Here is a 24,724-nt window from a genome sequence, read left to right as displayed (position 1 = left end):
ATCACACGGCGGTGAGACCGCCACGCGCGCTGCTCGGCTCGGTGGAAGCGGGACCGGCCCGGGTGTGTACGGGCCTGCACTCCGATCATTATGTCACAGGGAGACTGCGCGTTCTCTGAAGACGCAGCCACAGATCGAGTGCGTACCCAACAGTGGAGACCACTCGGACACCGTCGCTCGCACGGTCGGGCCCCGCCGACGTGTGGTCGGGCGGAGGTGCGGAGCCCCGCGGCACCGGCATGACGTCCTCGATCGGCACCCACGCCGCGTACTCCGTGCTCCCGCCCACTTCGAGAGTTCCCAGCTCCCCACCCGTGACGACCGCCTCGAAGACGACGGCAGCACTCTTGAACGGCCTCCCGCCGGGCTCGTCCGTCCCACGCGACTGAGGGGTGAAGGTCCGTGCCCCCAGCACACCGACGATGCGGGCGTCGTACCCGGTCTCCTCCTTCACCTCCCGGACCGCCGCGCTCTCGAACCCCTCGTCGTACTCCACCCCTCCGCCCGGCAGCGTCCACATGCTCCCCCAGCGCGTCCGCTCCGCGCTCAACATGCTGAGGAGGACGCAGTCACGGCCCTCTCGCGGTTCGACGATGACGCAGTAGGCGGCGAGTCGGGTGTCGTAGTCACGGAACTCCATACGGGCACAGTACCTCTCGCCCTTTCGCCCTTCAGCCGTTCCCAGGCTTTGCGCACCCGTCGTGGAGTCGGGCATTCTTGCACCGTGAGCACACTCGAGACCGCGCCCGTGACCGATCAGCCCCGCCGATGGTTCACCGGCCACAGAGGGCTCGGAGCCCTCCTCGTCGTCACTGGGGTCATCGGACTGCTGTCGGCATTCGAGCTCACCCTCGACAAGTTCCGGATCCTCGAGGACCCCGACGTCGTGCTGGGCTGCGACCTCAACCCGTTCTTCTCGTGCGGCAGCGTCATGACGTACCAGGAATCAGAGCTCTTGGGGTTCCCCAATCAGCTCCTGGGAGTGTTCGCCTTCATGGTCCCCATCGTCCTGGGGGTCCTGTTGCTGTCGCGCGTCGACGTGCCGCACTGGATCATGAACGGACTCGCGATCGGACTGCTGGGAGGCGTCGCCCTCGTCACGTTCCTCCAATACACCTCGATCTTCGAGATCGGCGTGGGGTGCCCGTGGTGCATGGTCGTCTGGGTCGTGACGATCCTCCAGTTCTGCGTCGTCGTCGCGTCGAACATCCTGCGCGGCGCCCTGGGCGCGACCGCACAGCGCTCGACAGTGCTCCGCGTCCTGGCGTCCGCACCCGTCGCGATCGCGGCCGTCTGGCTGCTCGTCATCGCCGCCACCATGATCGTCGAGTTCTGGACCTACTTCGGCTCACTCATCTGAGCCTCCCCACCCCGTGCGGTCCGAGGCCCCCGTGGGGCACGAAGCACCCACAACCACACGAGAGAGGGACAGGTCCTGAGACCTGTCCCTCTCTCTGCGCGACCGCTCGCGAGGCTCCTGCCTCGCATGCGCGTGTGCTTCCGGCTCCTGCCTCGCGTGCGCGTCAGGCGCCTGCGGGGAACCAGATGCCGATCTCACGCTCCGCGGATTCGACGGAGTCCGAACCGTGGACGATGTTCTTCTGCACGTTCGCGCCCCAATCGCGGGCGAGGTCGCCGCGAATCGTGCCCGGTGCGGCCTCCGTGGGATCGGTCGTCCCCGCCAGCACACGGAAGCCGCGGATCACGCCCTCACCGGAGGCGATGACGGCGACGAGCGGCCCGGACGACATGAAATCGACGAGCGGCTGATAGAACGGCTTGCCCTCGTGCTCCGCGTAGTGAGCCGCGAGCTGATCGTTCGTCGCCTCGACGAGCTCCAGCCGGTCCAGACGGTAGCCCTTGCGCTCGATGCGGGCGAGCACGTCGCCGACGAGGCCGCGTTCGACGCCGTCGGGCTTCACGAGGATGAGCGTGCGCTCTGACATGGGGTCTCCATTCCTGAGGGAGTACGGGGGTTCGAATGCGGTGTCCAGCGACCGCGGTCCGGTCGCCCAGTGTAGCGGCGACACGGCTCACGCCTCGCGGGCAGCCGCCTCCCGGTCGATGCGAAGGCCCCAGTAGACCCCCACCGCCCACATCGCGCCGAACACGACGGCGATGACGATGAGCGCCGGCATGACGATCCCCAGCAGGAGGATGACGACCTGTCCGATCCACCCCAGGAGGATGCCGGGCCGCTTCTGGAACCGCCGGCGGGGCAGGAGCGCCGCCGCCGCGATGATGAGGACGGCGGTGGCCGTCAGCAGCCCGACGAACACCCCGTACGGGACGGTCTCGGGGCGCAGCCCGTAGCCGGTGAGGCCCGCGAAGTACAGGACCAGCACCTCGCACACCAGCACCGTCCCGCAGAGAACCGGAATCTTGGATCTCGCCTGTTCTGTCATTCCACACCTCCTCGTCCCAGCAGGATGCGCACTTCCGCGACCGTGAGGAGCGAGCCGGTCACGACGATGCCCGCGCGGGCACGCTCACCCGCGGCGGCCTCGGCGACGTCGGCAAGATCCAACGCGGCCATGAGGGCATCCTTCACCGTCGACTTCACTGTCACATCGTCCTCGTCGAACCATTCCGCCGCGGCGGCTGCGAGAGCGGACGTGTCCATCGCGCGCTCGCTGAGCGCCTGGGTGACGATGACACGGTCCGCGAACCGATGCACGTGCTCCAGGACCCCGTGCGGGTCCTTGTCCGCGAACATGCCCAGGACGACGGTGACGTCGGTCAGTTCGAACGCCTCGTGCATCGCGTCTGCGAGCGCACTCGCCCCCGCAGGGTTGTGTGCCCCGTCGACGAGGATCGTCGGCTCCGCCTTGAGGACCTCCAGCCGTCCCGGGCTGGTCATCGCGGCGAAGGCCTCTCCCACCGCGTCCGCCGCCAGCGGCCGGTCTCCGCCGGTGAGGAACGCTTCGGTGAGCGCCAGTGCGGTCGCCGCATTGTGCACCTGGTGTGCGCCGTGCAGCGGGAGGAACAGGTCCGGGTAGTCACCGCCGATGCCACGCAGCGACACCATCTGCCCGTCGACGGCGAGGGTGCGGTCGAGGACCCCGTACCCCTGCCCCTCCGTCCAGGCGCGCAGACCCCTCCGGGAGACCTCGTCCGCGAGCGCGGTGAAGGCCTCCTGCTCCGGCTGGTCCGCAATGATGACGAGAGGCTCCGGCTCCGGTGTCGGATCGACCGAGCGGTCGAGGATCCCCGCCTTCGTGCGGGCGATGCCAGCGACCGTGTCGCCGAGGAAGGCCTGGTGGTCCAGCCCCACCCCGGTGAAGCCGCACACGCGCGCATCGACGACGTTGGTCGAATCCCATTCGCCGCCCATACCGACTTCCAGCACCATGACGTCCACCGGGGCGTCCGCGAAGACGGCAAGCGCCAGCACCGTGAGCGCCTCGAAGAACGTGAGTGCAGGCCTGTTCTCCTCCGCGAGCGCCGCATCCACCATCTGCAGGTACGGCTCGACCTCGTCGTAGATCCGAGCGAACGTCGCGACGTCCACCTCTTCGCCATCCACGCTGATCCGTTCCGTCACCCGCGTGAGGTGGGGGCTCGTGAACCGTCCCACCCGCAGGTTGTGCGCCGTGAGCAGCGTGTCGACCATCCGTGCCGTCGACGTCTTCCCGTTCGTGCCGGTCAGCATGATCGCAGGTGCCGCCGTGTGGATGTCGCCCAGCAGCTCGCACGCACGGCGAGTCGCATCGAGGCGCAGTTCGACCTGCGTCTCACCGGCCCGTGCCAGCAGCGACGCATAGACCCGCGCCAGCTCGCCGGAGTCGTGTTCCGTCATGCCTTCACCACCATGACGGACGCGCCCTCGCCCAACTCGCCCACTGCCAGCGCAGCGGTCTCCGCACTGTCCGGCGGCGCGACCGCGAGATCGACGGCGAGCACCTCCCCGGCCACGAGGTCGTGGTGGGTGGTGAGCGCGGAGGCGACGGCCTCGGGCACGTAGAGGGTGACCCGGATGCGATCGGAGACGTGCAGCGAGAGCTGCTTGCGCACACCCTGGATCGCACGGATCGCATCGCGCGCTGTGCCTTCGGCCGACAGCTCATCGGTGAGAGCAGTCTCGAGGGCGATGAACCCGCCCTCGACCGGCGCGAGCGCCAGCGATTCGGAAGCGGACTCAGCGTGCTCGTCCAGCGAGTACTCGCCGTCGACGAGCTCGATGCCGCCGGAGGTCACGACACCGTCCTCGACGGACCAGTCACCGGTCTTCGACCCGCGGATGGCCTGCTGCACGTCCTTGCCCAGTCGGGGGCCCGCGGCACGCGCATTGACGGTCAGGCGGCGTTCGAACGCGAAGCCGGCGTCGCGGGCCTCGGCGCTGCCCAGCACGCGGACCGTCTTGACGTTCAGTTCATCCGCGATGATCGACGTGAATTCCTCACCCAGGGCGAGGTCGGTGACGAGCACCAGCTCCGACAGCGGCAGCCGGACCCGCAGGTTGCGGGCCTTGCGCAGAGCGGAACCGGCGGAGCAGACGGATCGGGTGAAGTCCATCGCGGCGACGAGATCCTCGTCGGCCGGGAATGCCTGGGCGTCGGGGAAGTCCGCGAGATGCACGGAGCGGCCGCCGGTGAGGCTCTTCCAGATCTCCTCCGTCGCGAACGGGAGGAGCGGAGCGATCGCACGCAGCAGTGCTTCGAAGCTCGTCGCGAATACGTCGAACGTGGGGTGTGTGACCTCCGAGCCGTCCCAGAAGCGACGGCGCGAACGCCGCACGTACCAGTTCGTCAGCATGTCCAGATGACTCTGCGTGAGCGCCGAGGCCGCCCAGATGTCGTACGAGTCCATCGCTGCGCGGAACTCGTCGAGGAACTCCCGCGTCTTCGCCACGAGGTAGCGGTCGAGCACCTGATCGGAGATCAGGGAGTCCTTCGCCTCGTAGCCGGTCGCGGGGCCCGCAGTGCCGTCCGCCGTGTTCGCGTACGTCGCGAAGAACTGCCACGCGTTCCACAGCGGCAGCAGCACCTGCCGCACGCCGTCGCGGATCCCCTGCTCCGTGACGACCAGGTTGCCGCCGCGCAGGATCGGGCTGGACATGAGGAACCAGCGCATCGCATCCGAGCCGTCGCGGTCGAAGACCTCGTTCACGTCCGGGTAGTTCTGCAGGCTCTTCGACATCTTCTGCCCGTCGGAGCCCAGGACGATCCCGTGGCAGATGACGTCACGGAACGCCGGCTTCTCGAACAGCGCGGCCGCGAGGATGTGCAGCGTGTAGAACCAGCCGCGGGTCTGCCCGATGTACTCGACGATGAAGTCGGCCGGGTAGTGGTTCTCGAACCACTCCGCGTTGTCGAACGGGTAGTGGACCTGGCCGTACGGCATGGAGCCGGAGTCGAACCACACGTCGAGGACGTCCTCGACGCGGCGCATCGTCGACTTCCCCGTCGGGTCGTCCGGGTTGGGCCGGGTGAGCTCGTCGATGTACGGGCGGTGGAGGTTCGGTTCGCCGTCCGGGCCGACCGGCAGACGTCCGAAGTCGCGCTCGAGCTCCGCGAAGGATCCGTAGACGTCCAGGCGCGGGTACTCCGGGTCGTCAGACTGCCACACCGGGACGGGAGAGCCCCAGAAGCGGTTGCGGGTGATCGACCAGTCGCGGGCGTTCTCCAGCCACCGGCCGAACTGCCCGTGCTTGACGTTGTCCGGCACCCACGTGATCTCTTCGTTCGTCGCGAGCATCGTCTCCTTGATCGTCGTGACGGAGACGAACCACGACGACACGGCGCGGTAGATCAGAGGATTCCGGCAGCGCCAGCAGTGCGGGTAGGAGTGGTCGTAGGTCTCGTGCCGCAGGAGCACGGCGGAGCGACCCTCGAGCGGGCCCGTGTGGTTCTTGAGATCGCGGACGATGTCACGGTTCGCATCGAACACCTGCTGGCCGCGGTAGTCCGGCACCTGATGGTCGAAGGTGCCCGCGTCGTCGACGGGGCGCACCGCCGTGATCCCGTACGCATCGGTGAGGACCTTGTCCTCTTCACCGAACGCCGGCGACTGGTGGACGATCCCGGTGCCGTCCTCCGTCGTGACGAAGTCCGCTTCGAGGATCGTGTGCATCCGCTCGCCGTATTCGGCCTGCCGGCCCTCGAAGTAGGGGAAGGGCGGCTCGTACGAACGGCCCAGCAGGTCCCTGCCGGAATACGAGCGCAGCACCTGCGGCTCCTCGCCCAGTTCGCGGGCATATGCACCCAGGCGGGCACGAGCGAGGACGAAGGTCTTCCCCCGGAACTCCTCCGGTGCGTCATCGCCTGCGCGCACTGCCACATAGTCGGTGTCCGGGTGGACGGCGACGGCCTGGTTGCTGGGGACCGTCCACGGGGTCGTCGTCCAGATGAGGACCCATTCGTCCTCGCCGTCCGCACCGGGTTCCGTGAGCTTGTAGCCGATCGTCACCGCCGGGTCCTGACGCATCTTGTAGACGTCGTCGTCCATGCGCAGCTCGTGGTTGGACAGCGGAGTCTCGTCCGACCAGCAGTACGGGAGGACGCGGTAGCCCTCGTAGATGAGCCCCTTGTCGTAGAGGGTCTTGAAGACCCACAGGACCGACTCCATGAAGGTGGGGTTGAGGGTCTTGTAGTCGTTCTCGAAGTCGACCCAGCGGCCCATCCGGTTGACGTACGACTCCCACTCGTCCGTGTAGCGGAGCACGGAAGCGCGGGCGGCCTCGTTGAACTTCCCGACCCCCATGTCGAGGATCTCGTCCTTCGTCTTGAGGCCCAGCTGCTTCATCGCCTCGAGCTCTGCCGGCAGCCCGTGGGTGTCCCAGCCGAAGCGGCGTTCGACCTTCTTGCCGCGCATCGTCTGGTAGCGGGGGACGACGTCCTTCACGTAGCTGGTGAGGAGATGTCCGTAGTGGGGCAGACCGTTGGCGAACGGAGGGCCGTCGTAGAAGACGAACTCGTTCTCGCCGTTCTCCCCCGCGCCGCGGGCTTCGACGCTGGCGCGGAAGGTGTCGTCCGCATCCCAGAAGTCGAGGATGCGCTGTTCCAGAGCAGGGAATGACGGTGAGGCGGACAGGCCGAAGGCCGATCCCTGCTTGGGGTAGATGCTGTCACTCATGAGCGTCCTTTGGTGCGCGGGACACGTGCACCAGGCGGCACCCGTCTCCCTGTTTACGGTTCTTCCCGTGCGAGGACGACTGCGTGTCTGGACGCTGCCGCGGTACCACCCCGCTTATCCGCGCGCCCGTCCCGTGGAACGCGCCGCGAATCGCTCATTCGGCTGTCACGGGCCGGCCCGTCCGGTTCTACTGGATCCTGTGCGACTCTCGCAGCAGCACATCTCGCGATGGTGCTGCGACCCCACAGACCGTTCTTCCGGATGCTCCCCGGTGATGGCCGGATCAACGCACGCACGAGTCTAACGCACGCAGCTCCCCGGTCCGTCCCACTCCTGGTCCGTCCCACTCCTGCACGGCGCGGACCCGGCGTCGCAGTGCGGCCTCCGGAGTGAGGCTCAGGATCGTGTCCCGCAGCCGTGTGAGGCGGGGGCCGGGAACATGTGCGACGTCCCCGATGAGCCGGGACAATCGGGAGATGCGCTGAGATCGCGGTCTGCGCCGCGCGTCGTATCGGGCGAGCGCCTCGTCCAATCCGTGTTCGCGGTGGGCTGGGCGGGCATGGTGGGCTGGGCGGGCATGGTGGGCCAGCACAGCGCACAGCTCCGCGGCGTCCTCGAGGCCCTGCCCGCCCCCTTGCCCCAGGTTGGGGGTCATCGCGTGGGCCGCATCGCCGACCAGCACGATCCGCCCGGCCACGTATGAGCCGAGGTCGCGGGCGAGTTCGAGGATCGGCAGCCGGTGCACGCTGGCGGGGTCGGTCGCGGCGAGGAGGCGGGGTATCGGGTCGTGCCAGTGGCCGAACAGTGCCTTGAGCACTGCCGGCTCGTCGTGGAAGACAGCTTCCTCCGGCATCGTCGCGACCGCGAACCAGTACACGCGGCCGTCTGCGAGGGGCGCCATGCCGAAGCGCGTGCGGGCACCCCACGTCTCGCCGGCCTCACCGTCGAGGTCGACCGGCGCGGAGGTGATGCCACGCCACGCGCTGTATCCGGCGTAGCGTCCGCCCGGGTCGTCGGGGAACGCGGCACGCACGTTCGACCGCATGCCGTCGGCTCCGACGACGAGGTCGAACGAGCCCGCGCGGTGGTGCCCCTCCGCCGTCTCCCATCTCAGGGTGCCGTCGGGTGCCGCGGACGTCGCGCGTGTCCCCGTGCGGATCGTCGCGGCGGACCCCACTGCCCGCAGGAGCATGCGATGGAAGTCGCCGCGGTCGACGACCCTCATCTCCGCGACCGCGTCGGAGGGGATCGCGGCGAGCCAGCGGCCGTCAGGGGTGCGCTGCCCGCCCCGCAGCAGGCGGACGTCCGCATCGGTGAGGGCACGGAAGGCCCCACCCACCCCGAGGGCGTCGAGTGCACGCAGTCCGCCGCCGAAGACGGTGAGGCCCGATCCTGCGGACCTCACCGCCGGCGCTTCCTCGAAGACGGTGACCGCCGCCCCTGCGCGGGTCAGACCGACGGCTGTGGCAAGACCCGCGATCCCCGCCCCGACGACGGCCACGCGCAAACCCTCAGCCATCGACCCGCCATGGTTCACGGGGCACCTCCCCGCGTCGACCAGCTTCCGGTCACAGCCCCTGGTTCCGCGCGACCTTGTGCTGGGCGGCCTGCGCGATGGGGCGGATGACCATGAGATCGACGTTGAAGTGGTGGGGGCGGGTGAGAGTCCAGACGACGGCGTCGGCGCAGTCCTCTGCCGTCAGGGGCTTCTCCACACCTTCGTAGACCTTGTCCGCCGCCTCCTGCGACCCCAGCCGCTTGCGGGAGAACTCCTCCGTCGCGACCATGCCGGGCGCGATCTCGATGACACGCACCGGGCGTCCCGCGAGTTCGAGCCGCAGAGTCGCGGCGACCGCGTGTGATCCGTGCTTCGACGCGACGTAGCCGCCACCGCCCTCGTAGACGATGTGGCCTGCTGTGGAGGACATCACGACGATGTCGCCGCGACCCGATTCCTCCAGCGCGGGCAGCAGAGCCTTGACGCTGCGGACGACTCCCAGGACGTTGAGGTCGAACATGCCCGACCAGTCGTCGAGGTCCGCCCCTTCGACCTGATCGCTCCCGAAGGCTGCGCCCGCATTCGCGACGAGCGAGTTGACGGTCCCTCCTGCCAGGACCTGCTCCGCCATCGCAGCGACCGATTCGTCGCTCGTCATGTCGGCGACGATGTAGTCGCACCCGGTCTCCTCGGCCAGCGCCTTGAGCTCCTCCTCGCGGCGTGCGACTGCGACCACGTCCCAGTCGAGGGCTCGCAGCTTGCGGACGGTCTCCGCGCCCATGCCTGAACTGGCTCCCGTGACGACGGCTCGCAATGCGGACATGTGTCTCCTCCTTGCAGAACGGGCTGCCGTCCGGTGACGGCAGCGGTCTCCTCCCTGCAGTCTAGTGAGGAGCCCTGCAGAGAAGCGGTGCTCTCGTTCCGCGCCCCGGCGGACACTCCCGTGCCCCGCTACCGCCCGCCTGCGGCCGCCCCGTCGACGTCGTCGGCCTCCGTCGGACCTTCATCGCTCGCGGGACCCGCGTCCTCCACCGGCACAGCGGCACGCAGCTGCACCGGCGCGGCCACGCCGACCGGCACCTCACCGAACGCGATCCGTACCACGGGCGTCCGCAGAGCGATCTTCGTGACGACCGCACACACAAGGGCGTAGACGAGCGGGAGGACGAGACCGTGGAACAGCACTGCGGTCACGGAGTCCGGCACCCCGATGACCTTCCGCAGCGAGTACACGAGCAGGGGATGCAGGAGGAACACCCCGAACGAATAGGGGAACAGCCTGCGCAGGCCCAGGTACGGGCGGAAGTCGTTCGCGAAGACCCGGTGGAGGACGAGGTAGCCGGTGAGGCTCATGACCACGACAGTGGGCGCCATGTACTCGTACACGATGACCCACGGCCGGTCGCCGGGACCCCACCCCGCCCACAGTGCTGTGAACGCGATCGAGCCCACGAAGCCCACGACTGCCCACACGAACGCGCGCCCCCGCACCAGGTGGTCGCGCAGGATCCAGCCCAACAGGTAGTAGCCCATGAGCGGCAGGAACCGGGTGGCGATGTTCGGCTCCCCCACCCCGGCGAGGACCGACGCGAAGTGGTCGACCATGCCGATGCCCAGCAGTACGAGTGCGGTGCCCCACTGCGCGCGCCGCGACCCGTGGACGGTGAGCTGCCGCATGAAGGGGGTGAGCAGTGTGAGCAGCGCCAGCACGTAGAGGAAGTAGAGCTGGACAAATGGCGAACCCGTGAGGATCGCCGTGACGGGGTCCCACCCCGTCTCCCGACCCGCCATGACGAACAGCCGGTAGGGGATGTAGATCGCGGTCCACGCCACGAGGGGGACGCCGATCCTCCAGAACCGCTTCGAGAGGAAGTCGCGGGGCCGACCGCCCTTCGTCGGATCCAGTGCAAGCGCACCCGCGATCATGAGGAACACCGGGACGGACCAGCGGCTCGCCGAGTCGATGAGGTTCGCGGCCCACCACGGCCCGCTGCCGTGGTCGGCGAAGCGGAGGCCGACGGTGTCCGCGATCGTGTGGATGGCGATGACCGCGATGATCGCCAGGGACCGGGTGGGGTTCATCCACTGGGTGGACCGCGGGGGCGGTCCCGTCTCGTCCACGCGGTCGATCAGTGCCATGCGCTCAATCCTGCCAGGGCGCGCGGCGGGATCCCACCTCCGCAGGGCGTCAGCTGCACCACTCCACCTGCGGCGGGGCGCTCCACCCGTCCGGCGTCCGGGGGCCCGTGTGGGACAATCGCACGCATGACGACTTCCGATTCCAGCACACATGACTCGGTGCATCTTCCGGACAGGCCGGCCCTCGAGGGCCTCAGGGACAAGTGGGACACGACGTGGAGTGAGACGGGTGTCTACGCGTTCGACCCGGACACCTCCCGCGACGATGTCTACTCCATCGACACCCCTCCTCCCACCGCGTCCGGTTCTCTGCACGTGGGACACGTGTTCTCGTACACGCAGACGGACGTCATCGCCCGCTACCAGCGGATGACGGGGAAGAACGTCTTCTACCCGCTGGGCTGGGACGACAACGGCCTGCCCACCGAACGCCGGGTGCAGAACTTCTACGGCGTCACGTGTGACCCGTCACTGCCCTATGACCCCGATTTCACGCCTCCGGCGAAGGCCCCGCGCAACACCCGCGACTTCGTGAAGGTGTCGCGCCAGAACTTCATCGAGCTGTGCCTCACCCTGTCCGCCGAGGACGAGGCGGTCTTCGAGCACCTGTTCCGCTCCGTCGGCCTGTCAGTCGACTGGTCGTACACGTACAGGACCATCGACGACACCGCACGTGCGATCTCCCAGCGCGCGTTCCTCGCGGACCTGTCGACCGGCAACGCGTACTCGCAGGACGCCCCCACGATGTGGGATGTGTCGTTCGGCACCGCTGTCGCGCAGGCGGAGCTCGAGGACCGTGAGAGGGACGGCGCCTACCACAAGGTCGCCTTCTACCCGGCTGCGGAAGACGGCACTGCCGACCGCACACAGGAGCCCGTCGTCATCGTCACCTCGCGGCCGGAGCTCATTCCCGCGGTCGTCGCCCTCGTCGCCCACCCGGACGACGAGAGGTACCGGGACCTGTTCAGGAAGACCGTCGTGTCCCCGCTCTTCGGTGTGGAGGTCGAGGTCCGCGCCCACGGCCTCGCGAAGGCGGACAAGGGCACGGGCATCGCGATGGTCTGCACGTTCGGCGACCTCACAGACGTCACCTGGTGGCGCGAGCTCGACCTCCCCACCCGCGCGGTCATCACGCGCGATGGGCGGCTCAGCCGGGAGACCCCGTCCTGGATCGCGGACTCCCCAGCTCCGGGTGCCGGCGAGGCCTACCAGTCACTCGCAGGCAAGACCACCTTCACGGCCCGCAAGGAGATCGCGGAGCTGCTCGAGGCCTCGGGTGACCTGCTCGAGGAGCCGGAGCCCATCACCCACCCGGTGCCGTTCTACGAGAAGGGCGACAAGCCGCTCGAGGTCGTCACGTCCCGCCAGTGGTACATCCGCAACGGCGGGCGCTCCGCGGACCTGCGGGGAGAGCTCATCGACCGCGGACGCGACATCGAGTGGTACCCCGGCTACATGCGGTCCCGCTACGAGAACTGGGTCGACGGGCTGAACGGCGACTGGCTGGTCTCCCGCCAGCGCCACTTCGGCGTCGCGATCCCGCTCTGGTACCGCCTCGATGCGGACGGCACCCCGGACTACGACGATCCGCTCGTCCCGCAGGACGCACAGCTGCCGATCGACCCGCTCGTCACCGCACCGGACGGCTACACCGAGGACCAGCGGGACCAGCCCGGCGGGTTCAGTGCGGACCCGGACGTCCTCGACACATGGGCGACGTCGTCGCTCACACCGCAGCTGGTGAGCGGATGGACGCGGGACGAGGACCTCTTCGCGAACGTCTTCCCGATGGACCTGCGCCCCCAGGGCCACGACATCATCCGCACATGGCTGTTCTCCACGATGGTCCGTGCCCACTCGCTCAACGATTCCGTCCCGTGGCGTCGCACCGCACTGTCCGGCTGGATCCTCGATCCGGACCGGAAGAAGATGTCGAAGTCGAAGGGCAATGTCGTCGTGCCGAGCGACATCCTCGCGGAGCAGAAGCCCGGGTTCGGTCCCGACGCCGTGCGCTACTGGGCGGCCAGTGCCCGGTTCGGTGCGGACACCGCGTACGACACGCAGCAGATGCAGATCGGCCGGCGTCTGGCGATGAAGCTGCTCAACGCCTCGAAGTTCGCGCTGGCACAGGGCGTGCACGCCGGTCACGTGGGCCGCGAGGACCTCCTCACCCACGAGCTCGACCGGTCCGTCATCGCCGGGCTGCGGACGGTGGTCGCGGAAGCGGGACGTCATATGGAGGCCTACGACAACGCGCAGGCGCTGCGCGTCGTCGAATCGTACTTCTGGGACTTCACGGACGACTACGTCGAACTCGTGAAGGACCGCTCGTACGGTGCGCAGGGTGAAGAGGCGCAGCAGTCCGCGCACGCCGCGCTGGCTACCGCTCTGGACTCGCTCCTGCGGCTGTTTGCGCCGTTCCTGCCATTCGTCACGGAAGAGGTGTGGTCGTGGTGGCGCGAGGGATCGATCCACCGTGCACCGTGGCCCACCGCGGAACCGGCGCAGGTCCCCACGGACATGCTCGAGAAAGTCGCGTCCGCCCTGTCGAAGGTCCGGCAGACGAAGACCGAGGCGAAGGTCTCCCAGAAGACCCGGATCACCCACGCCGTGCTCCACGCACCCACGGACGTGCTCACGGCGGTCGCCGCCGCACGAGACGATCTGCTGGCTGCCGGCCGCGTCGACGACCTCGAGGTCCGCACCGCGGCCGGCACCGCCGCCGAGGTCCCGGCGGGTGCAGAGGGCAGCGACATCGAGGCCTCCGTGCACGTCACGGACGTCGTCTTCGAGACCGCGGACGCCTGACACCGCCGCGATGGTGCTGATCAGCACCATCGGTTCGCGTGGCCGGAATCGCAGGACGATGACGGAGGGGCCGGGTGCTCGGATGACGAGCCCCGGCCCCTGCAGATCCCCCGCAGCCCCGTTCGTGTATCCGCAGGCGGCTGTCTGCCGGTCCGCGGATCTCGACGTCAGGATCCGGGGATCTCGAACTGGTCCTCGAAGGGGTCGATCACGTCGTCGGAGCCGATGACCTCTGCGCCCCGCCGCTCGTAGTTCACACGGTACGTGTCAGCCCGCTCGTCCACGAGGAACGCCATCCACCCGGTGTGCTCTCCCCCGTCACGGCGAGACACGTCTTCGAACACCGGATAGCCCGCGTCGTCCAATTCGTCCTCGATCATGCGGGTCTTGCTGCCCCAGAAGTCGACGCCGTCGTCCCAGGAGATCTTGAAATTGTTCATGGAGACGAGTCCGCCGTACTCCTCGCCAGGGGACACGCTCACCTCCAGGAGGACGACTTCTCCCCCGTCGGCGATCAGGTCGGCCTCCTCCTCCGAGGGGAAGTCGCGGACGGCGCTCAGCACCTCGAGGGTATCGCCCATGTCGGGGTCCTCGATCGTCTCGCCGATCTGCACCTCGGTCTTCTCCCCACCCGCGGACGAGGCGGCTTCGTCGGAGTCCCCTCCACTCGCGCCATCGGCCTCCGCAGCGTCCTCTCGTGACCCAGCGCCTTCAGCGGCCGTGTCGTCAGCTCCGGTGTCGTCTGCGACCACTGATTCCTCCGCCGCAGAGCCCTCCGGCGTTGCACTGCCGCACGCACTGGCGGTGAGCGCGATGCCCGCTGCCGCAGCCGCGGCGAGGACCGATCGAATCGTCGTCTTCAGGGGTGTCGTCTGCATGATCCCTCCACGGGTATCGTCCGTACGCACTTCGCGTGGTCGATCTCAAGCTTAAAGACGGCATCCCGGGGTCCCCCTGCCTTTCGTGTTCCCGTCCCGGCACAGCCCTGCCGGGACGGGAACATGCGGCAGCCGCGGGTACACGAAGGAAGCCCACCGCATCAGCAGTGGGCTTCCGAGGTCAGTGCAGGCATCGCAACCCGCGGCGGCCATCCGAGCCCCGTGGGGACGTCAGGCGCCTGCCACGGCGGTTCGTCAGGCGCTCTTGCGGCGCGATTGGCTGCGGCTGGTCTTCGATGCTTCCTTGGGGACGATTGTCGGTGCGACGTTGTCGTTCACGACGTCCTTCGTCACGACGACACGGTCCACGTCGTCCCGTGACGGGATGTCGAACATGACGGGTTGGAGGACCTCTTCCATGATCGAGCGCAGTCCGCGCGCCCCAGTGCCGCGCAGCAGCGCCAGGTCCGCGATCGCTTCGAGCGCCTCCTGCTCGAACACGAGCTCCACGCCGTCGAACTCGAACATCCGCTGATACTGCTTCATGAGCGCGTTCTTCGGTTCGCTGAGGATCTGCATGAGTGCGGCACGGTCCAGGTTGCCCACGGCAGCGATGACCGGGAGACGACCGATGAATTCCGGGATGAGCCCGAACTTGTGGAGGTCCTCCGGAAGCAGGTCCTGGAATACGTCCGCGTCATCGTCCGCCGACTGCAGGAGAGCGCCGAACCCGATCCCGTGCTTGCCCTTGCGGGCGGAGATGATCTCTTCGAGACCGGCGAACGCGCCGGCGACGATGAAGAGGACGTTCGTCGTGTCGATCGTGAGGAATTCCTGGTGGGGGTGCTTGCGGCCGCCCTGCGGGGGCACCGCGGCTTCCGTCCCCTCGAGGATCTTCAGCAGCGCCTGCTGGACACCCTCACCGGACACGTCCCGCGTGATCGACGGGTTCTCCGACTTGCGGGCGATCTTGTCGATCTCATCGATGTAGATGATGCCGCGCTGCGCACGTTCGATGTCGAAGTCAGCGGCCTGGATGAGCTTGAGGAGGATGTTCTCCACGTCCTCACCGACGTAGCCGGCCTCCGTCAGCGCTGTGGCGTCTGCGACGGCGAACGGGACGTCGAGCTTCCGCGCCAGCGTCTGTGCGAGGTAGGTCTTGCCGGAACCGGTGGGGCCCACCATGAGGATGTTCGACTTCGCGATCTCGATGTCGTCGTCCTGCTGCGCTTCCGTCTGGGTGCGGATCCGCTTGTAGTGGTTGTACACCGCCACGGCCAGAGCGCGCTTGGCGGGGTCCTGACCCACGACGTACTCCTCGAGGAAGCCGAAGATCTCACGGGGCTTCGGAAGCTCCGCCTCATCCGCCTCGTCGACGGTCGCGTTGAGCTCCTCCTCGATGATCTCGTTGCACAGCCCGATGCATTCGTCGCAGATGTATACGCCAGGTCCGGCGATGAGCTTCCGGACCTGCTTCTGGGACTTCCCGCAGAAATTGCATTTCAGGAGGTCAGCTCCCTCTGCACTGCGCGCCACTGTCACCGCCTTCCCCAGGGGTGCGCCGATTTCCAGCGGACCCCCCGAACTTCCATCGCCTCAAGCATCCCATACCCCACGGACACGGCGGCCCAGGACGGTCCAGGCGTGTCATGCCCGTACCGGTCCTGAGCCGCCGTGAGGTTCTCACCGAACGGTCCGCGTCGAGGCAGACGACCGTCCGGCGCACGCCCTCGTCATGCCGGACGGATCGCCTTGCGCGAGGTGAGGACCTGGTCGACGAGACCGTAGTCCTTCGCCTGCTCCGCCGTGAGGAACAGGTCGCGCTCGATGTCCTTCGAGACCTGCTCCGGCGACTTGTTCGAGTGCGACGCGAGCGTCTCCTCGAGCCATTCGCGCATCCGCAGCACCTCGTTCGCCTGGATCTCGATGTCCGAGGCCTGGCCCTGGCCCTGCCCCTGCATCGACGGCTGGTGGATGAGGATCCGCGCGTTCGGCAGCGCGAGCCGCTTGCCCGGTGCACCGGCGGCCAGCAGCACGGCTGCTGCGGACGCGGCCTGGCCCAGGCAGACCGTCTGGATCTCCGGCTTCACGTACTGCATCGTGTCGTAGATCGCCGTGAGCGCGGTGAACGAGCCGCCGGGCGAATTGATGTAGAGCGTGATGTCACGATCCGGATCCTGTGATTCGAGGACCAGGAGCTGGGCCATCACGTCGTCCGCGCTCGTGTCGTCGACCTGGACGCCCAGGAAGATCACGCGGTCGTCGAACAGCTTCGTGTAGGGGTCCTGCCGCTTGAAGCCGTAAGGGGTCCGCTCTTCGAACTGCGGCATGACGTAGCGGGAGGTGGGCATCTGTCCGGCAGCGCTCCACGGAGTGTGGTTCATCATGTGTCCTTCAGTGTTCCCTTCTGCGCCGACGGTCACGCGTCGGTGGGCCCGTTCGTGAGGTCCTTGGCGCTCTGGACGACGCCGTCGATGAAGCCGTAGTCCAGAGCTTCGTCCGCAGTGAACCAGTGGTCGCGGTCGTTGTCCTCGAGGATCTGCTCGACGGACTTGCCCGTCTGCTCCGCCGTGAGTTCCGCCATCTGGCGCTTCATGTGCAGGATGAGCTCCGCCTGGATCTTGATGTCCGTGGCGGTACCGCTGATCCCGCCCAGAGGCTGGTGCATGAGGATGCGGGTGTGCGGGGTGGCGAAGCGCTTGCCCTTCGTCCCGGAGGACAGCAGGAACTGGCCCATGGACGCCGCCATGCCCATCGCCACGGTGCCGACGTCCGGCTGGACGTACTGCATGGTGTCGTAGATGGCCATGCCCGCCGTGACGGAGCCGCCGGGCGAGTTGATGTACAGCCAGATGTCCTTGTCCGGGTCTTCGGCCGCGAGCAGCATGAGCTGCGCGCAGATGATGTTCGCATTGTCGTCGCGGACATCCGATCCCAGCCAGATGATCCGTTCACGGAGCAGCCGGTTGTAGATGTGGTCGTCGAGTCCCAGTCCGCCCTGAGGCTCTGCCATGACCGGGCTCAGCGAGGAGGTCCCTCCATTGCTCACGTCTCACTCCTGTCGTCGGTGTGGAAGTCTGTCTGGAAGCGTAACCCGGGCATTCGCCCGAATAGTCCTCCGGACACCCCGTGTTCGCCCTCAGCGTGAACGGGCCGGGGTCGGTGGACGCAGAGGACCCCCGGAGAAGTCTCCGGGGGTCCTTCCACAGGCCGCGTCGGTCGTGGACCGCCGCTGCGCTCCCGAACGGAGCGCCCTGCTCACTCCTGGTCTGCGGCCTCGTCCGAGGACTCCGCCTCGGCGGCTTCTTCCTCTGCCGCCTCTTCCTCTGCTGCGGCTTCCGCAGCGGCACCGCCGGGGGTCGTGAAGGCGGTCATGTCGAGGACGGTGCCCTCGGGGTCCTTCACGACGGCCTTCGCGAGGACCTCTGCAAGGCCCTTGCGACGCGCGACGTCACCCATGAGTGCGGGCACCTGGCCCTGCTGTTCCAGCAACTGCGCGAACTGGTTGGGGTTCATGCCGTACTGCTGGGAGGCGTTGATGATGTACTCGATGAGCTCCGGCTGGGAGACCTCGATCTCCTCTGCCTTCACCACGGCGTCGAGCACGAACTGGACGCGCAGATTGCGGGTCGTCTCCTCCGTCACCTCGGCGCGGTGCTCGTCGTCCTCGAGGCGGTTCTCACCCTCGAGGTGGCGGTGCACCTCGTCCTCGACGACCTTCGCCGGGACCGGCGGGTCGATCTGCTCGAGCAGTGCGTCGAGCACCTTGTCCCTCGCTTCGACGCCCTGGTCGAACTCCTTCTTCTCCGCGGCCTGCTTCTTGAGGTCCTCGCGGAGCTCCTCGACCGTGTCGAACTCGGAGGCCAGCTGGGCGAACTCGTCGTCGACCTCGGGCAGCTCACGGACCTTGACGGCCTTCACCGTGAGCGTCACCATGCCGGTCTCGCCGGCGTGCTCGCCGCCGGCCAGCGTCGACTCGAAGGTGGTCTCCTCGCCCTCGGACAGGCCGTCGAGCGCTTCGTCCATCCCTTCGAGCATGGAGCCGGAGCCCACCTCGTAGGAGATGTCCGTCGCCTGATCGATCTCTTCACCGTCGACCTTCGCGACGAGATCGAGCGTGACGAAGTCGTCCTTCTTCGCCGGGCGGTCGACGCTCACGAGGGTGCCGAAGCGCTCACGCAGCTCGTCGAGCTGCTCCGCGACGTCCTCGTCCGTCACCTCGACGGAGTCGACCTCGACCTCGATCGAATCGTAGGCGGGCAGTTCGATGGCCGGGGCCACGTCGACCTCGATCGTGACCTTGAGGTCGCCCTCGTCCTTGCCGTCGAGGCCCGGGATCTCCTGCACCTCGACCTCGGGCTGGCCGAGCGGGCTGAGGTCGTGCTCGGTGATCGCCTGGCGGTAGAACTCGTCCAGGCTGCCGTTGACGGCCTCCTGCATGACGGCAGGACGGCCGACGCGCTGATCGATGATGCGAGCGGGGACCTTGCCGCGGCGGAATCCGGGGACGTTCACCTGCTTGGCGATCTCCCGGTAGGCCTCGTCGACGCTCGGCTTGAGCTCGGCGAATGGCGCGTCGATGCTGACCTTGACCCTTGTGGGGTCGATGTTCTCGACGGAGCTCTTCACAGTATCCCTCTCGTTGTCTGCTGCGCTTTCGGAGCACGGCCGGGCCGTGCAGCAGGGTGCGGAGCGGACGGTCACGTGCTGGTGCATCTGCGGTCGCACAGGTCTCGACCGCACATCGTCCGCAATATTACTCACCGACGCGTTCATTTGCAGAATCAGGTCGTGTACGCGTGCGCCCCACACGTCCCGGGGTCACGGCGCGTGCGACGAGTGCCAGTGCTCCATCGAGGGCCAGGGCGACCGCGGCGACGAGCACGGCGCCCAGCACGACACGGCCGTAATCGTAGAGAGCGAGCCCGTCGAAGATGAAGCGGCCGATGCCGCCCAGGTTGACGAACGCGGCGATCGTCGCCGTCGCGACGACCTGCAGCACCGCCGCCCGGAACCCGCTCACGACGAGCGGGAGTGCGATCGGCAGCTCGACCTGACGGAGCAGCTGCCGGTCCGTCATCCCCATCGCCCGCGCCGCGTCCACAGCAGCGGGATCCGCGACCGAGATCCCTGCTGCCGTGTTCGACAGGATCGGCGGGACCGCGAGGATCACGAGGGCGATCGTCGGCGGGACGACTCCCGCGCCGATGAGGAGGACCAGCAGGGTCATGAGGCCCAGGCTCGGCAGGGCACGCAGCGCGTTCGCCCCCGCGATCATCCAGCTCCCCCGCCCGGTGTGGCCGATGTAGAGCCCCAGTGGGACCGCGATGAGCGCCGCGATGCCGAGCGCCAGCCCGGAGTAGCCGAGGTGCTCGAGGACCCGCAGCAGGACGGTCGCCGTGTCGATCATGCGGCCGCCTCCGTGACCCGCTGCCACCGGGTGAGCGACCACCCGGCGAGCGCGAGGAGCCGGTCGATGAGCAGCGCGAGGACGACCGTGCCGATGATCCCCGCGACGATCTGATCCGGGTAGCTGCGCTGGTAGCCGGCGGTGAAGAGGCGGCCCAGTCCCCCGATGCCGATGACGGCGCCCACGGACACGAGCGACACGTTGGTGACGGCGACCACGCGGAGCGCGGGGACGAGCACCGGGACGGCGACGGGGAGGTCGACGGCGACGATGCGGCGCAGCGAGGAGTATCCCATCGCCCGCGCGGCGTCCCGCACCGCCGGCGGCACGCCGTCGAGTGCGTCGAGCACGGAGCGGACGAGCAGTGCCAGCGAATACATGCTGAGCGCGATGACGACGTTCACAGGGTCGAGGATGCGAGTGCCGATGAGGCCGGGGATGACGACGAAGAGCGCCAGCGACGGGATCGTGAAGACGATGCCCGCGACGACGACTGCGATCGCGCGCGCACGCGGCAGCCCGCGCAGCGCTGCACCGAGCGGTACCGCGGCCACCAGGCCGATGAGGGTGGGGAGCAGGGACAGTGCCGTGTGCTCCGCGAAGAGGGCCGCGAACTCGTCGGGGTTCGCGAACATCCAGTTCATGGACGGCCCGCCGGTGCCTCGAGCGCCGTCAGGACTGCGCTGCGCTGGAGCCAGCCGACCACGCGTCCCGCATCGTCGACCACGGCGGCGGTGCCGGCGGGTGAGGACAGTGCGGCATCGAGTGCGGATCGCAGGCTCGAACCCGCAGCGTGCCCGTCGCCTGCAGGTGTCCGCGTCACGCCGTTCTCCCACGTGAGCGGACGCCCCGCATCGTCCACCGTGAGCCGCCACGATCCGCCGGGGACCTCGAGAGCGCCGTCCGCGCCCGGGTCGCCCAGTGGCAGGACGGGAAGATCCTCCACGTGGAAGCCCAGGGCCCGGAATCCGCGGTCCCGGCCCACCATCTGCGCGACGAATGCGTCTGCGGGACGTTCGAGGATGGTCTGCGGCTCCGCGCACTGGTGGACCGTCCCACCGGGGCCGAACACGACGATGCGGTCGCCCAGGAGCAGCGCCTCGTCGATGTCGTGCGTGACGAACACGATCGTCTGGGACAGTGTGCCCCGGAGGCGCAGCAGCTCCCCCTGGAGCTCTGCCCGCACCACCGGGTCCACGGCGGAGAACGGCTCGTCCATGAGGAGGACCGGAGGGTCGGCGACGAGTGCGCGGGCGACGCCCACCCGCTGCTGCTGCCCGCCGGACAGCTGCGAGGGGAAGCGGTCGTCGAGCTCCGGCCGCAGCCGGACCAGCCGCAGCGCGTCCCCCGCGCGCCGCCGTGCGTCCGCCTTCGATGCGCCGGCCAGCCGCAGGGTGGTGGCGACGTTGTCGATCGCCGTCCGGTGCGGGAACAGTCCCGCACCCTGCAGGACATAGCCCATGGACTGCCGCAGCTTCACCGTGGGGATCTGCGCGGTGTCCTGCCCGTCCATGAGGATCCGTCCCGCCGTCGGTTCGACCATGCGGTTGATCATCCGCATCGAGGTCGTCTTCCCACAGCCGCTGGGGCCCACGAACACCGTGAGGGACCCCGAGTCGATCCTCAGATCGAGCCCGTCGACCGCTGCCGTGCCGTCGGGGTAGGTCTTCGAGACTCCCTCGAATTCGATCATGACCCGGCGAGTCCCTTGTCTTCCAGCCAGTCGGCGGCGGCCGTGGCGGGCTCCGCCTTCTCGTCACCGGACACGCGCAGATTGAGCGCGATGAGGTCGTCGGTCGTGAGTTCTGCGGAGACTGCGTCGAGTGCTGCCTGCGCTTCGTCGGACAGACGGTCCTCACGGACGACGGGTACGACGTTCTGGGCTGCGAAGTGGCCTTCCGGGTCCTCGAGGACGACCAGGTCCTCCGACTCGATCGCCGGGTTCGTCGTGAAGATGTTCGCAGCGCGCACGTCGCCGTCGACCAGAGCGGAGACCGTCGCGGGTCCGCCGCCGTCCGCGATCGGATCGAATGAGCTCGCCGTGATCCCGTAGGTCTTCTCGAGACCCGGGAGGCCGACGGCGCGTTCGGCGAATTCGGGTGGCCCCGCCACCGTGAGCTCGTCGTTGTGGTCGGCGAGGTCCCCGATGTCGGTGAGGTCCCATTCCTCAGCGGTCTCCGTCGTGACGACGACCGCGTCCTTGTTCTCCGCCTCGGCCGGCTGGAGCCCCTCGAGCCCCTCGTCTGCGAGCGCTGCGGGCAGACCCTCCGCGATCGCGTCTGGGCTGGACACGTCCGCGTCTTCGTCGAAGAAGAGGAGCAGGTTCCCCGTGTACTCGGGGATCACGTCGATGGAGCCGTCGGACAGCGCCGGGATGTAGGCCTCACGGGATCCGATGTTGAACTGGGTCTCCACCTCCACACCCGCGGCGTCGAGCGCCTGGGCGTAGAGGTTGCCGATGATCTCCGATTCCGTGAAGTTCGCACTGGAGACCACGAGTGGGCCGTCCCCACCGGATCCGTCACCTCCGGACAGGGGATCACCACCCCCGCAGGCGCCCAGTGTGAGGAGTGTGGTCAGGACCGCAGCTGCTGCGGTTCCGCGGGACGTGTTCACAGCTCACTCGCCTCGTTTCCGTTACCGGTTCGTATGTTCCTCGAGCGTACAACGGACCGCGCGCGCACAGGGCGGCCGATCGGAAAAAGGTCGTGGATCGCCAGAGGCCTCACCTGCGGCTAGACGAGATCGTCAGCGGAGCACAGGCGGATCTGCGGGGCGAACAGACCCATCACGCGCAGCGCGGCCGCCCCGTCCGCGGGCGTCGATCCCGCGCAGGCGTCCTCGACGACCCGGACGTGCGCCCCCGCATCAGCGGCGGCAAGGGCGGTTGCGATGACGCAGCAGTCCGTCGACACCCCCGTGAGCACGAGCCGCGGAGCCTCGCCCGTCACCGACCGCAGAGCCTCGGTCCACTTCCCGAACGTCGGCACGTCGATCGTCGGGCGCGCGGCAAGGGTCTGCGCGCGCGGCACCAGATCGAACAGCGGATCGTCCGCCGGACGGTCCGCGAACGGCCAGGCCGCGAAGTACGGGTCCCATGAGGTGGGGCGGGTCGACGCCGTGCGGGCCGGTGAGCCCTCCCGCGGTTCGACCGCCCGCGGTGCGGTCGGCAGCCACCGCGTCACGAGGACCCGGTCGCCGAAGTGCGGGGCGATGCGCTCGATCGCGCTCATCGCGGCGTCGAACTCCGGCGACGCCCAGTCCGAGGAGGGGTCGGCGAAAATCGCCTGCGGGTCGATGACCACCAGCCACGCCGCCTCGGCGGCAGTAGGGTCCGGGAATCCGGCGGCAGTGGGGCTCGTCATGGGACAGCCACCTCCTCCTGCGTGCGAATGGTCCGCCGGCGGACGAACCAGGTGACGACGAAGGACAGGACGAGCGCGACGAGGACGCCCAGGTTCGCAGCTGCCCAGGCGCCGTCGTGACCGCCCAGCGGACCCAGCAGGTAGCCCTGCCAGTTGTTCCACGCGGCGTCGTCCGCGAAGCCGTTGACGACCAGACCCCAGCCGATCACGGAGGCGACGACCATCGTCGTGACCGCGGCCCAGTCCACGGATCCGTACCGGCCGGTCGCGTCGAAGAGCGCGGCCTCGTCGTAGGGCCGGCGCCGCGCCAGCACGTCCGCGATGAGGATGCCGGCCCACGAGGCCAGCGGCACCCCCAGCGTGATGAGGAAGGACTGGAAGGGACCGATGAACGACTGGGCGAAGAACACGACCCAGATCGTCGCGACGGTGAGGATCACGCCGTCGATCGCGGCGGCCAACGGGCGGGGGATGTCGATCCCCAGGCTCAGCAGGGTCAGCCCCGACGAGTAGATGCCGAGCACGGCGCCGGACACCAGCGCGAGCACGGCGGTGACGAGGAACGGCAGGAGCGCCCACAGGGGCAGGATGGAGGCGAGCGCACCGACGGGGTCGTCTCCGACGGCCGCGCGGAGACCCTCGTCGGAGCCGGCGAGCAGCAGACCGAAGACGACGAGGATCGCGGGTGCGGCGGATCCGCCGATCGTGTTCCAGAGGACGATCTTCCCGTCCGGGGTGTCGCGGCGCTGGTAGCGGGACCAATCGGCGGCGATGTTGATCCAGCCCAGGCCGAACCCGGTCATCACCATGACGAGCGCGCCGATGACCTGCTGGAGGGACCCGGACGGCTGTTCGAGGACGGCGGACATGTCGATCTGCGGCACCGTGAGGATCATGAAGCCGATCGTCATCGCGCCGGTGAGCCACGTGAGGACCGACTGGAGCTTCATGATCGTGTGGTAGCCCAGCACGGAGGCGGCGACGATGAGGGCCGCGATGACGACGGCCGCGATGACGAGCACCCCGCGGCCGGAGGCGAGCCCCAGGGCGGAGAAGACGGTGGCCGTGGCGAGCACCGCGGAGATCGCGAGCATCGTCTCCCACCCGATGGAGGTGAGCCAGGAGACGATGCCCGGCAGCTTCTGACCGTGCACGCCGAAAGCCGCGCGCGACAGGATCATCGTGGGCGCGCTCCCCCGCTTGCCCGCGATCGCGATGAGCCCGCAGAGTCCGAACGACACGACGATCCCCACGAGCGCGACGGCGGTCGCCTGGAGGAACGAGATGCCGAAGTCCAGGACCCACGAGCCGTAGCTCATTCCGAACACGGACACGTTCGCCGCGAACCACGGCCAGAAGAGGTGGTGGGGCTTCGCGGTGCGCTCGGCCTCCCCGATGATCTCGATGCCCGCGCGCTCGATGAGTGCGGGTGCCGCGGCGGAGGGTGCGGCACGCACGGCGGGATCGGCAAGGTTCACGACGGGATCCGACACAGTCGCCTCCTCTTCTTTCGTCCGGTGGGGTGGGCTGCGCTTGATACTAGCCGGTCCCG

21 protein-coding genes are annotated in these 24,724 nt (G+C 68.5%); 2 read left to right on the top strand and 19 right to left on the bottom strand.

Annotation, left to right across the window (positions count from 1 at the left end):
• Nucleotides 1-88 precede the first annotated feature (88 nt).
• Nucleotides 89-640, bottom strand: coding sequence for an NUDIX hydrolase (locus tag JFC09_RS05760; protein WP_198393050.1), 552 nt, complete (start codon nucleotides 638-640; stop codon nucleotides 89-91).
• An 84-nt stretch (nucleotides 641-724) separates the two neighbouring features.
• Here JFC09_RS05760 and JFC09_RS05755 point away from each other — a divergent pair, with 84 nt between their 5' ends.
• The gene (locus JFC09_RS05755) at nucleotides 725-1,360 is read left to right on the top strand and encodes a vitamin K epoxide reductase family protein (RefSeq protein WP_332839663.1); all 636 of its coding nucleotides are present in this window, start codon (nucleotides 725-727) and stop codon (nucleotides 1,358-1,360) included.
• Nucleotides 1,361-1,523: 163 nt separating this feature from the next.
• On the opposite strand, the gene ndk is transcribed toward JFC09_RS05755, so the two are convergent.
• The 7 genes from ndk to JFC09_RS05720 all read right to left on the bottom strand — a co-directional run bounded on the left by ndk (nucleotide 1,524) and on the right by JFC09_RS05720 (nucleotide 10,711).
• Entirely contained in the window at nucleotides 1,524-1,946 is a 423-nt protein-coding gene (ndk, locus tag JFC09_RS05750) for a nucleoside-diphosphate kinase (RefSeq protein WP_198393049.1), read from the bottom strand.
• 87 nt (nucleotides 1,947-2,033) lie between these two features.
• Nucleotides 2,034-2,405 carry a DUF4233 domain-containing protein gene (locus JFC09_RS05745; RefSeq protein ID WP_198393048.1) on the bottom strand — a complete coding sequence of 124 codons (372 nt, stop codon included), beginning with the start codon at nucleotides 2,403-2,405 and terminating at the stop codon, nucleotides 2,034-2,036.
• Nucleotides 2,402-3,799, bottom strand: coding sequence for a bifunctional folylpolyglutamate synthase/dihydrofolate synthase (locus JFC09_RS05740; RefSeq protein ID WP_198393047.1), 1,398 nt, complete (start codon nucleotides 3,797-3,799; stop codon nucleotides 2,402-2,404). Before JFC09_RS05740 ends, JFC09_RS05745 begins: the two co-directional genes overlap by 4 nt.
• Nucleotides 3,796-7,074, bottom strand: coding sequence for an isoleucine--tRNA ligase (ileS, locus tag JFC09_RS05735; RefSeq protein WP_198393046.1), 3,279 nt, complete (start codon nucleotides 7,072-7,074; stop codon nucleotides 3,796-3,798). Before ileS ends, JFC09_RS05740 begins: the two co-directional genes overlap by 4 nt.
• Nucleotides 7,075-7,357: 283 nt before the next feature.
• On the bottom strand, nucleotides 7,358-8,593 hold the full coding sequence (locus JFC09_RS05730; RefSeq protein ID WP_198393045.1) for an FAD-dependent monooxygenase: 1,236 nt from the start codon (nucleotides 8,591-8,593) through the stop codon (nucleotides 7,358-7,360).
• 49 nt (nucleotides 8,594-8,642) lie between these two features.
• Nucleotides 8,643-9,395, bottom strand: coding sequence for an SDR family oxidoreductase (locus JFC09_RS05725; protein ID WP_198393044.1), 753 nt, complete (start codon nucleotides 9,393-9,395; stop codon nucleotides 8,643-8,645).
• A 128-nt stretch (nucleotides 9,396-9,523) separates the two neighbouring features.
• Complete coding sequence (locus JFC09_RS05720; RefSeq protein ID WP_198393043.1) at nucleotides 9,524-10,711, bottom strand: acyltransferase; 1,188 nt, start codon at nucleotides 10,709-10,711, stop codon at nucleotides 9,524-9,526.
• Between the two features lie 126 nt (nucleotides 10,712-10,837).
• Between JFC09_RS05720 and valS the strand changes: the two genes are divergently transcribed.
• Nucleotides 10,838-13,519, top strand: a complete 2,682-nt coding sequence (gene valS / locus JFC09_RS05715) for a valine--tRNA ligase (protein ID WP_198393042.1) — start codon at nucleotides 10,838-10,840, stop codon at nucleotides 13,517-13,519.
• 167 nt (nucleotides 13,520-13,686) lie between these two features.
• Here the strand turns inward: valS and JFC09_RS05710 are convergent, their stop codons facing one another.
• The 11 genes from JFC09_RS05710 to JFC09_RS05660 all read right to left on the bottom strand — a co-directional run bounded on the left by JFC09_RS05710 (nucleotide 13,687) and on the right by JFC09_RS05660 (nucleotide 24,629).
• On the bottom strand, nucleotides 13,687-14,397 hold the full coding sequence (locus tag JFC09_RS05710; protein ID WP_198393041.1) for a transcriptional regulator: 711 nt from the start codon (nucleotides 14,395-14,397) through the stop codon (nucleotides 13,687-13,689).
• Between the two features lie 255 nt (nucleotides 14,398-14,652).
• The gene (gene clpX / locus JFC09_RS05705; protein WP_198393040.1) at nucleotides 14,653-15,933 is read right to left on the bottom strand and encodes an ATP-dependent Clp protease ATP-binding subunit ClpX; all 1,281 of its coding nucleotides are present in this window, start codon (nucleotides 15,931-15,933) and stop codon (nucleotides 14,653-14,655) included.
• A gap of 197 nt (nucleotides 15,934-16,130) precedes the next feature.
• The gene (locus tag JFC09_RS05700) at nucleotides 16,131-16,781 is read right to left on the bottom strand and encodes an ATP-dependent Clp protease proteolytic subunit (RefSeq protein ID WP_198393537.1); all 651 of its coding nucleotides are present in this window, start codon (nucleotides 16,779-16,781) and stop codon (nucleotides 16,131-16,133) included.
• 35 nt (nucleotides 16,782-16,816) lie between these two features.
• Nucleotides 16,817-17,410, bottom strand: a complete 594-nt coding sequence (locus tag JFC09_RS05695; RefSeq protein WP_198393039.1) for an ATP-dependent Clp protease proteolytic subunit — start codon at nucleotides 17,408-17,410, stop codon at nucleotides 16,817-16,819.
• Between the two features lie 245 nt (nucleotides 17,411-17,655).
• A complete protein-coding gene (tig, locus tag JFC09_RS05690) occupies nucleotides 17,656-19,026 on the bottom strand; it encodes a trigger factor (RefSeq protein WP_198393038.1) in 1,371 nt (456 codons plus the stop codon).
• A 127-nt stretch (nucleotides 19,027-19,153) separates the two neighbouring features.
• The gene (locus JFC09_RS05685) at nucleotides 19,154-19,807 is read right to left on the bottom strand and encodes an ABC transporter permease (RefSeq protein WP_198393037.1); all 654 of its coding nucleotides are present in this window, start codon (nucleotides 19,805-19,807) and stop codon (nucleotides 19,154-19,156) included.
• Entirely contained in the window at nucleotides 19,804-20,451 is a 648-nt protein-coding gene (locus JFC09_RS05680; RefSeq protein ID WP_198393036.1) for an ABC transporter permease, read from the bottom strand. Before JFC09_RS05680 ends, JFC09_RS05685 begins: the two co-directional genes overlap by 4 nt.
• Nucleotides 20,448-21,500 carry an ABC transporter ATP-binding protein gene (locus tag JFC09_RS05675; RefSeq protein ID WP_198393035.1) on the bottom strand — a complete coding sequence of 351 codons (1,053 nt, stop codon included), beginning with the start codon at nucleotides 21,498-21,500 and terminating at the stop codon, nucleotides 20,448-20,450. The genes JFC09_RS05680 and JFC09_RS05675 overlap by 4 nt, the downstream gene beginning before the upstream one ends.
• Nucleotides 21,497-22,423: an ABC transporter substrate-binding protein gene (locus JFC09_RS05670; RefSeq protein ID WP_198393034.1), complete on the bottom strand. Its 927-nt coding sequence runs from the start codon at nucleotides 22,421-22,423 to the stop codon at nucleotides 21,497-21,499. Before JFC09_RS05670 ends, JFC09_RS05675 begins: the two co-directional genes overlap by 4 nt.
• A 119-nt stretch (nucleotides 22,424-22,542) precedes the next feature.
• Nucleotides 22,543-23,172 carry a cysteine hydrolase family protein gene (locus JFC09_RS05665; RefSeq protein ID WP_198393033.1) on the bottom strand — a complete coding sequence of 210 codons (630 nt, stop codon included), beginning with the start codon at nucleotides 23,170-23,172 and terminating at the stop codon, nucleotides 22,543-22,545.
• A complete protein-coding gene (locus tag JFC09_RS05660) occupies nucleotides 23,169-24,629 on the bottom strand; it encodes a purine-cytosine permease family protein (RefSeq protein WP_198393536.1) in 1,461 nt (486 codons plus the stop codon). The genes JFC09_RS05665 and JFC09_RS05660 overlap by 4 nt, the downstream gene beginning before the upstream one ends.
• Between the last annotated feature and the right edge of the window lie 95 nt (nucleotides 24,630-24,724).

Origin of the sequence: Brevibacterium yomogidense, assembly GCF_016107685.1 — a bacterium.
Lineage (GTDB): Bacteria > Actinomycetota > Actinomycetes > Actinomycetales > Brevibacteriaceae > Brevibacterium > Brevibacterium yomogidense.
This window is presented reverse-complemented; position numbering and strand designations above follow the sequence as displayed.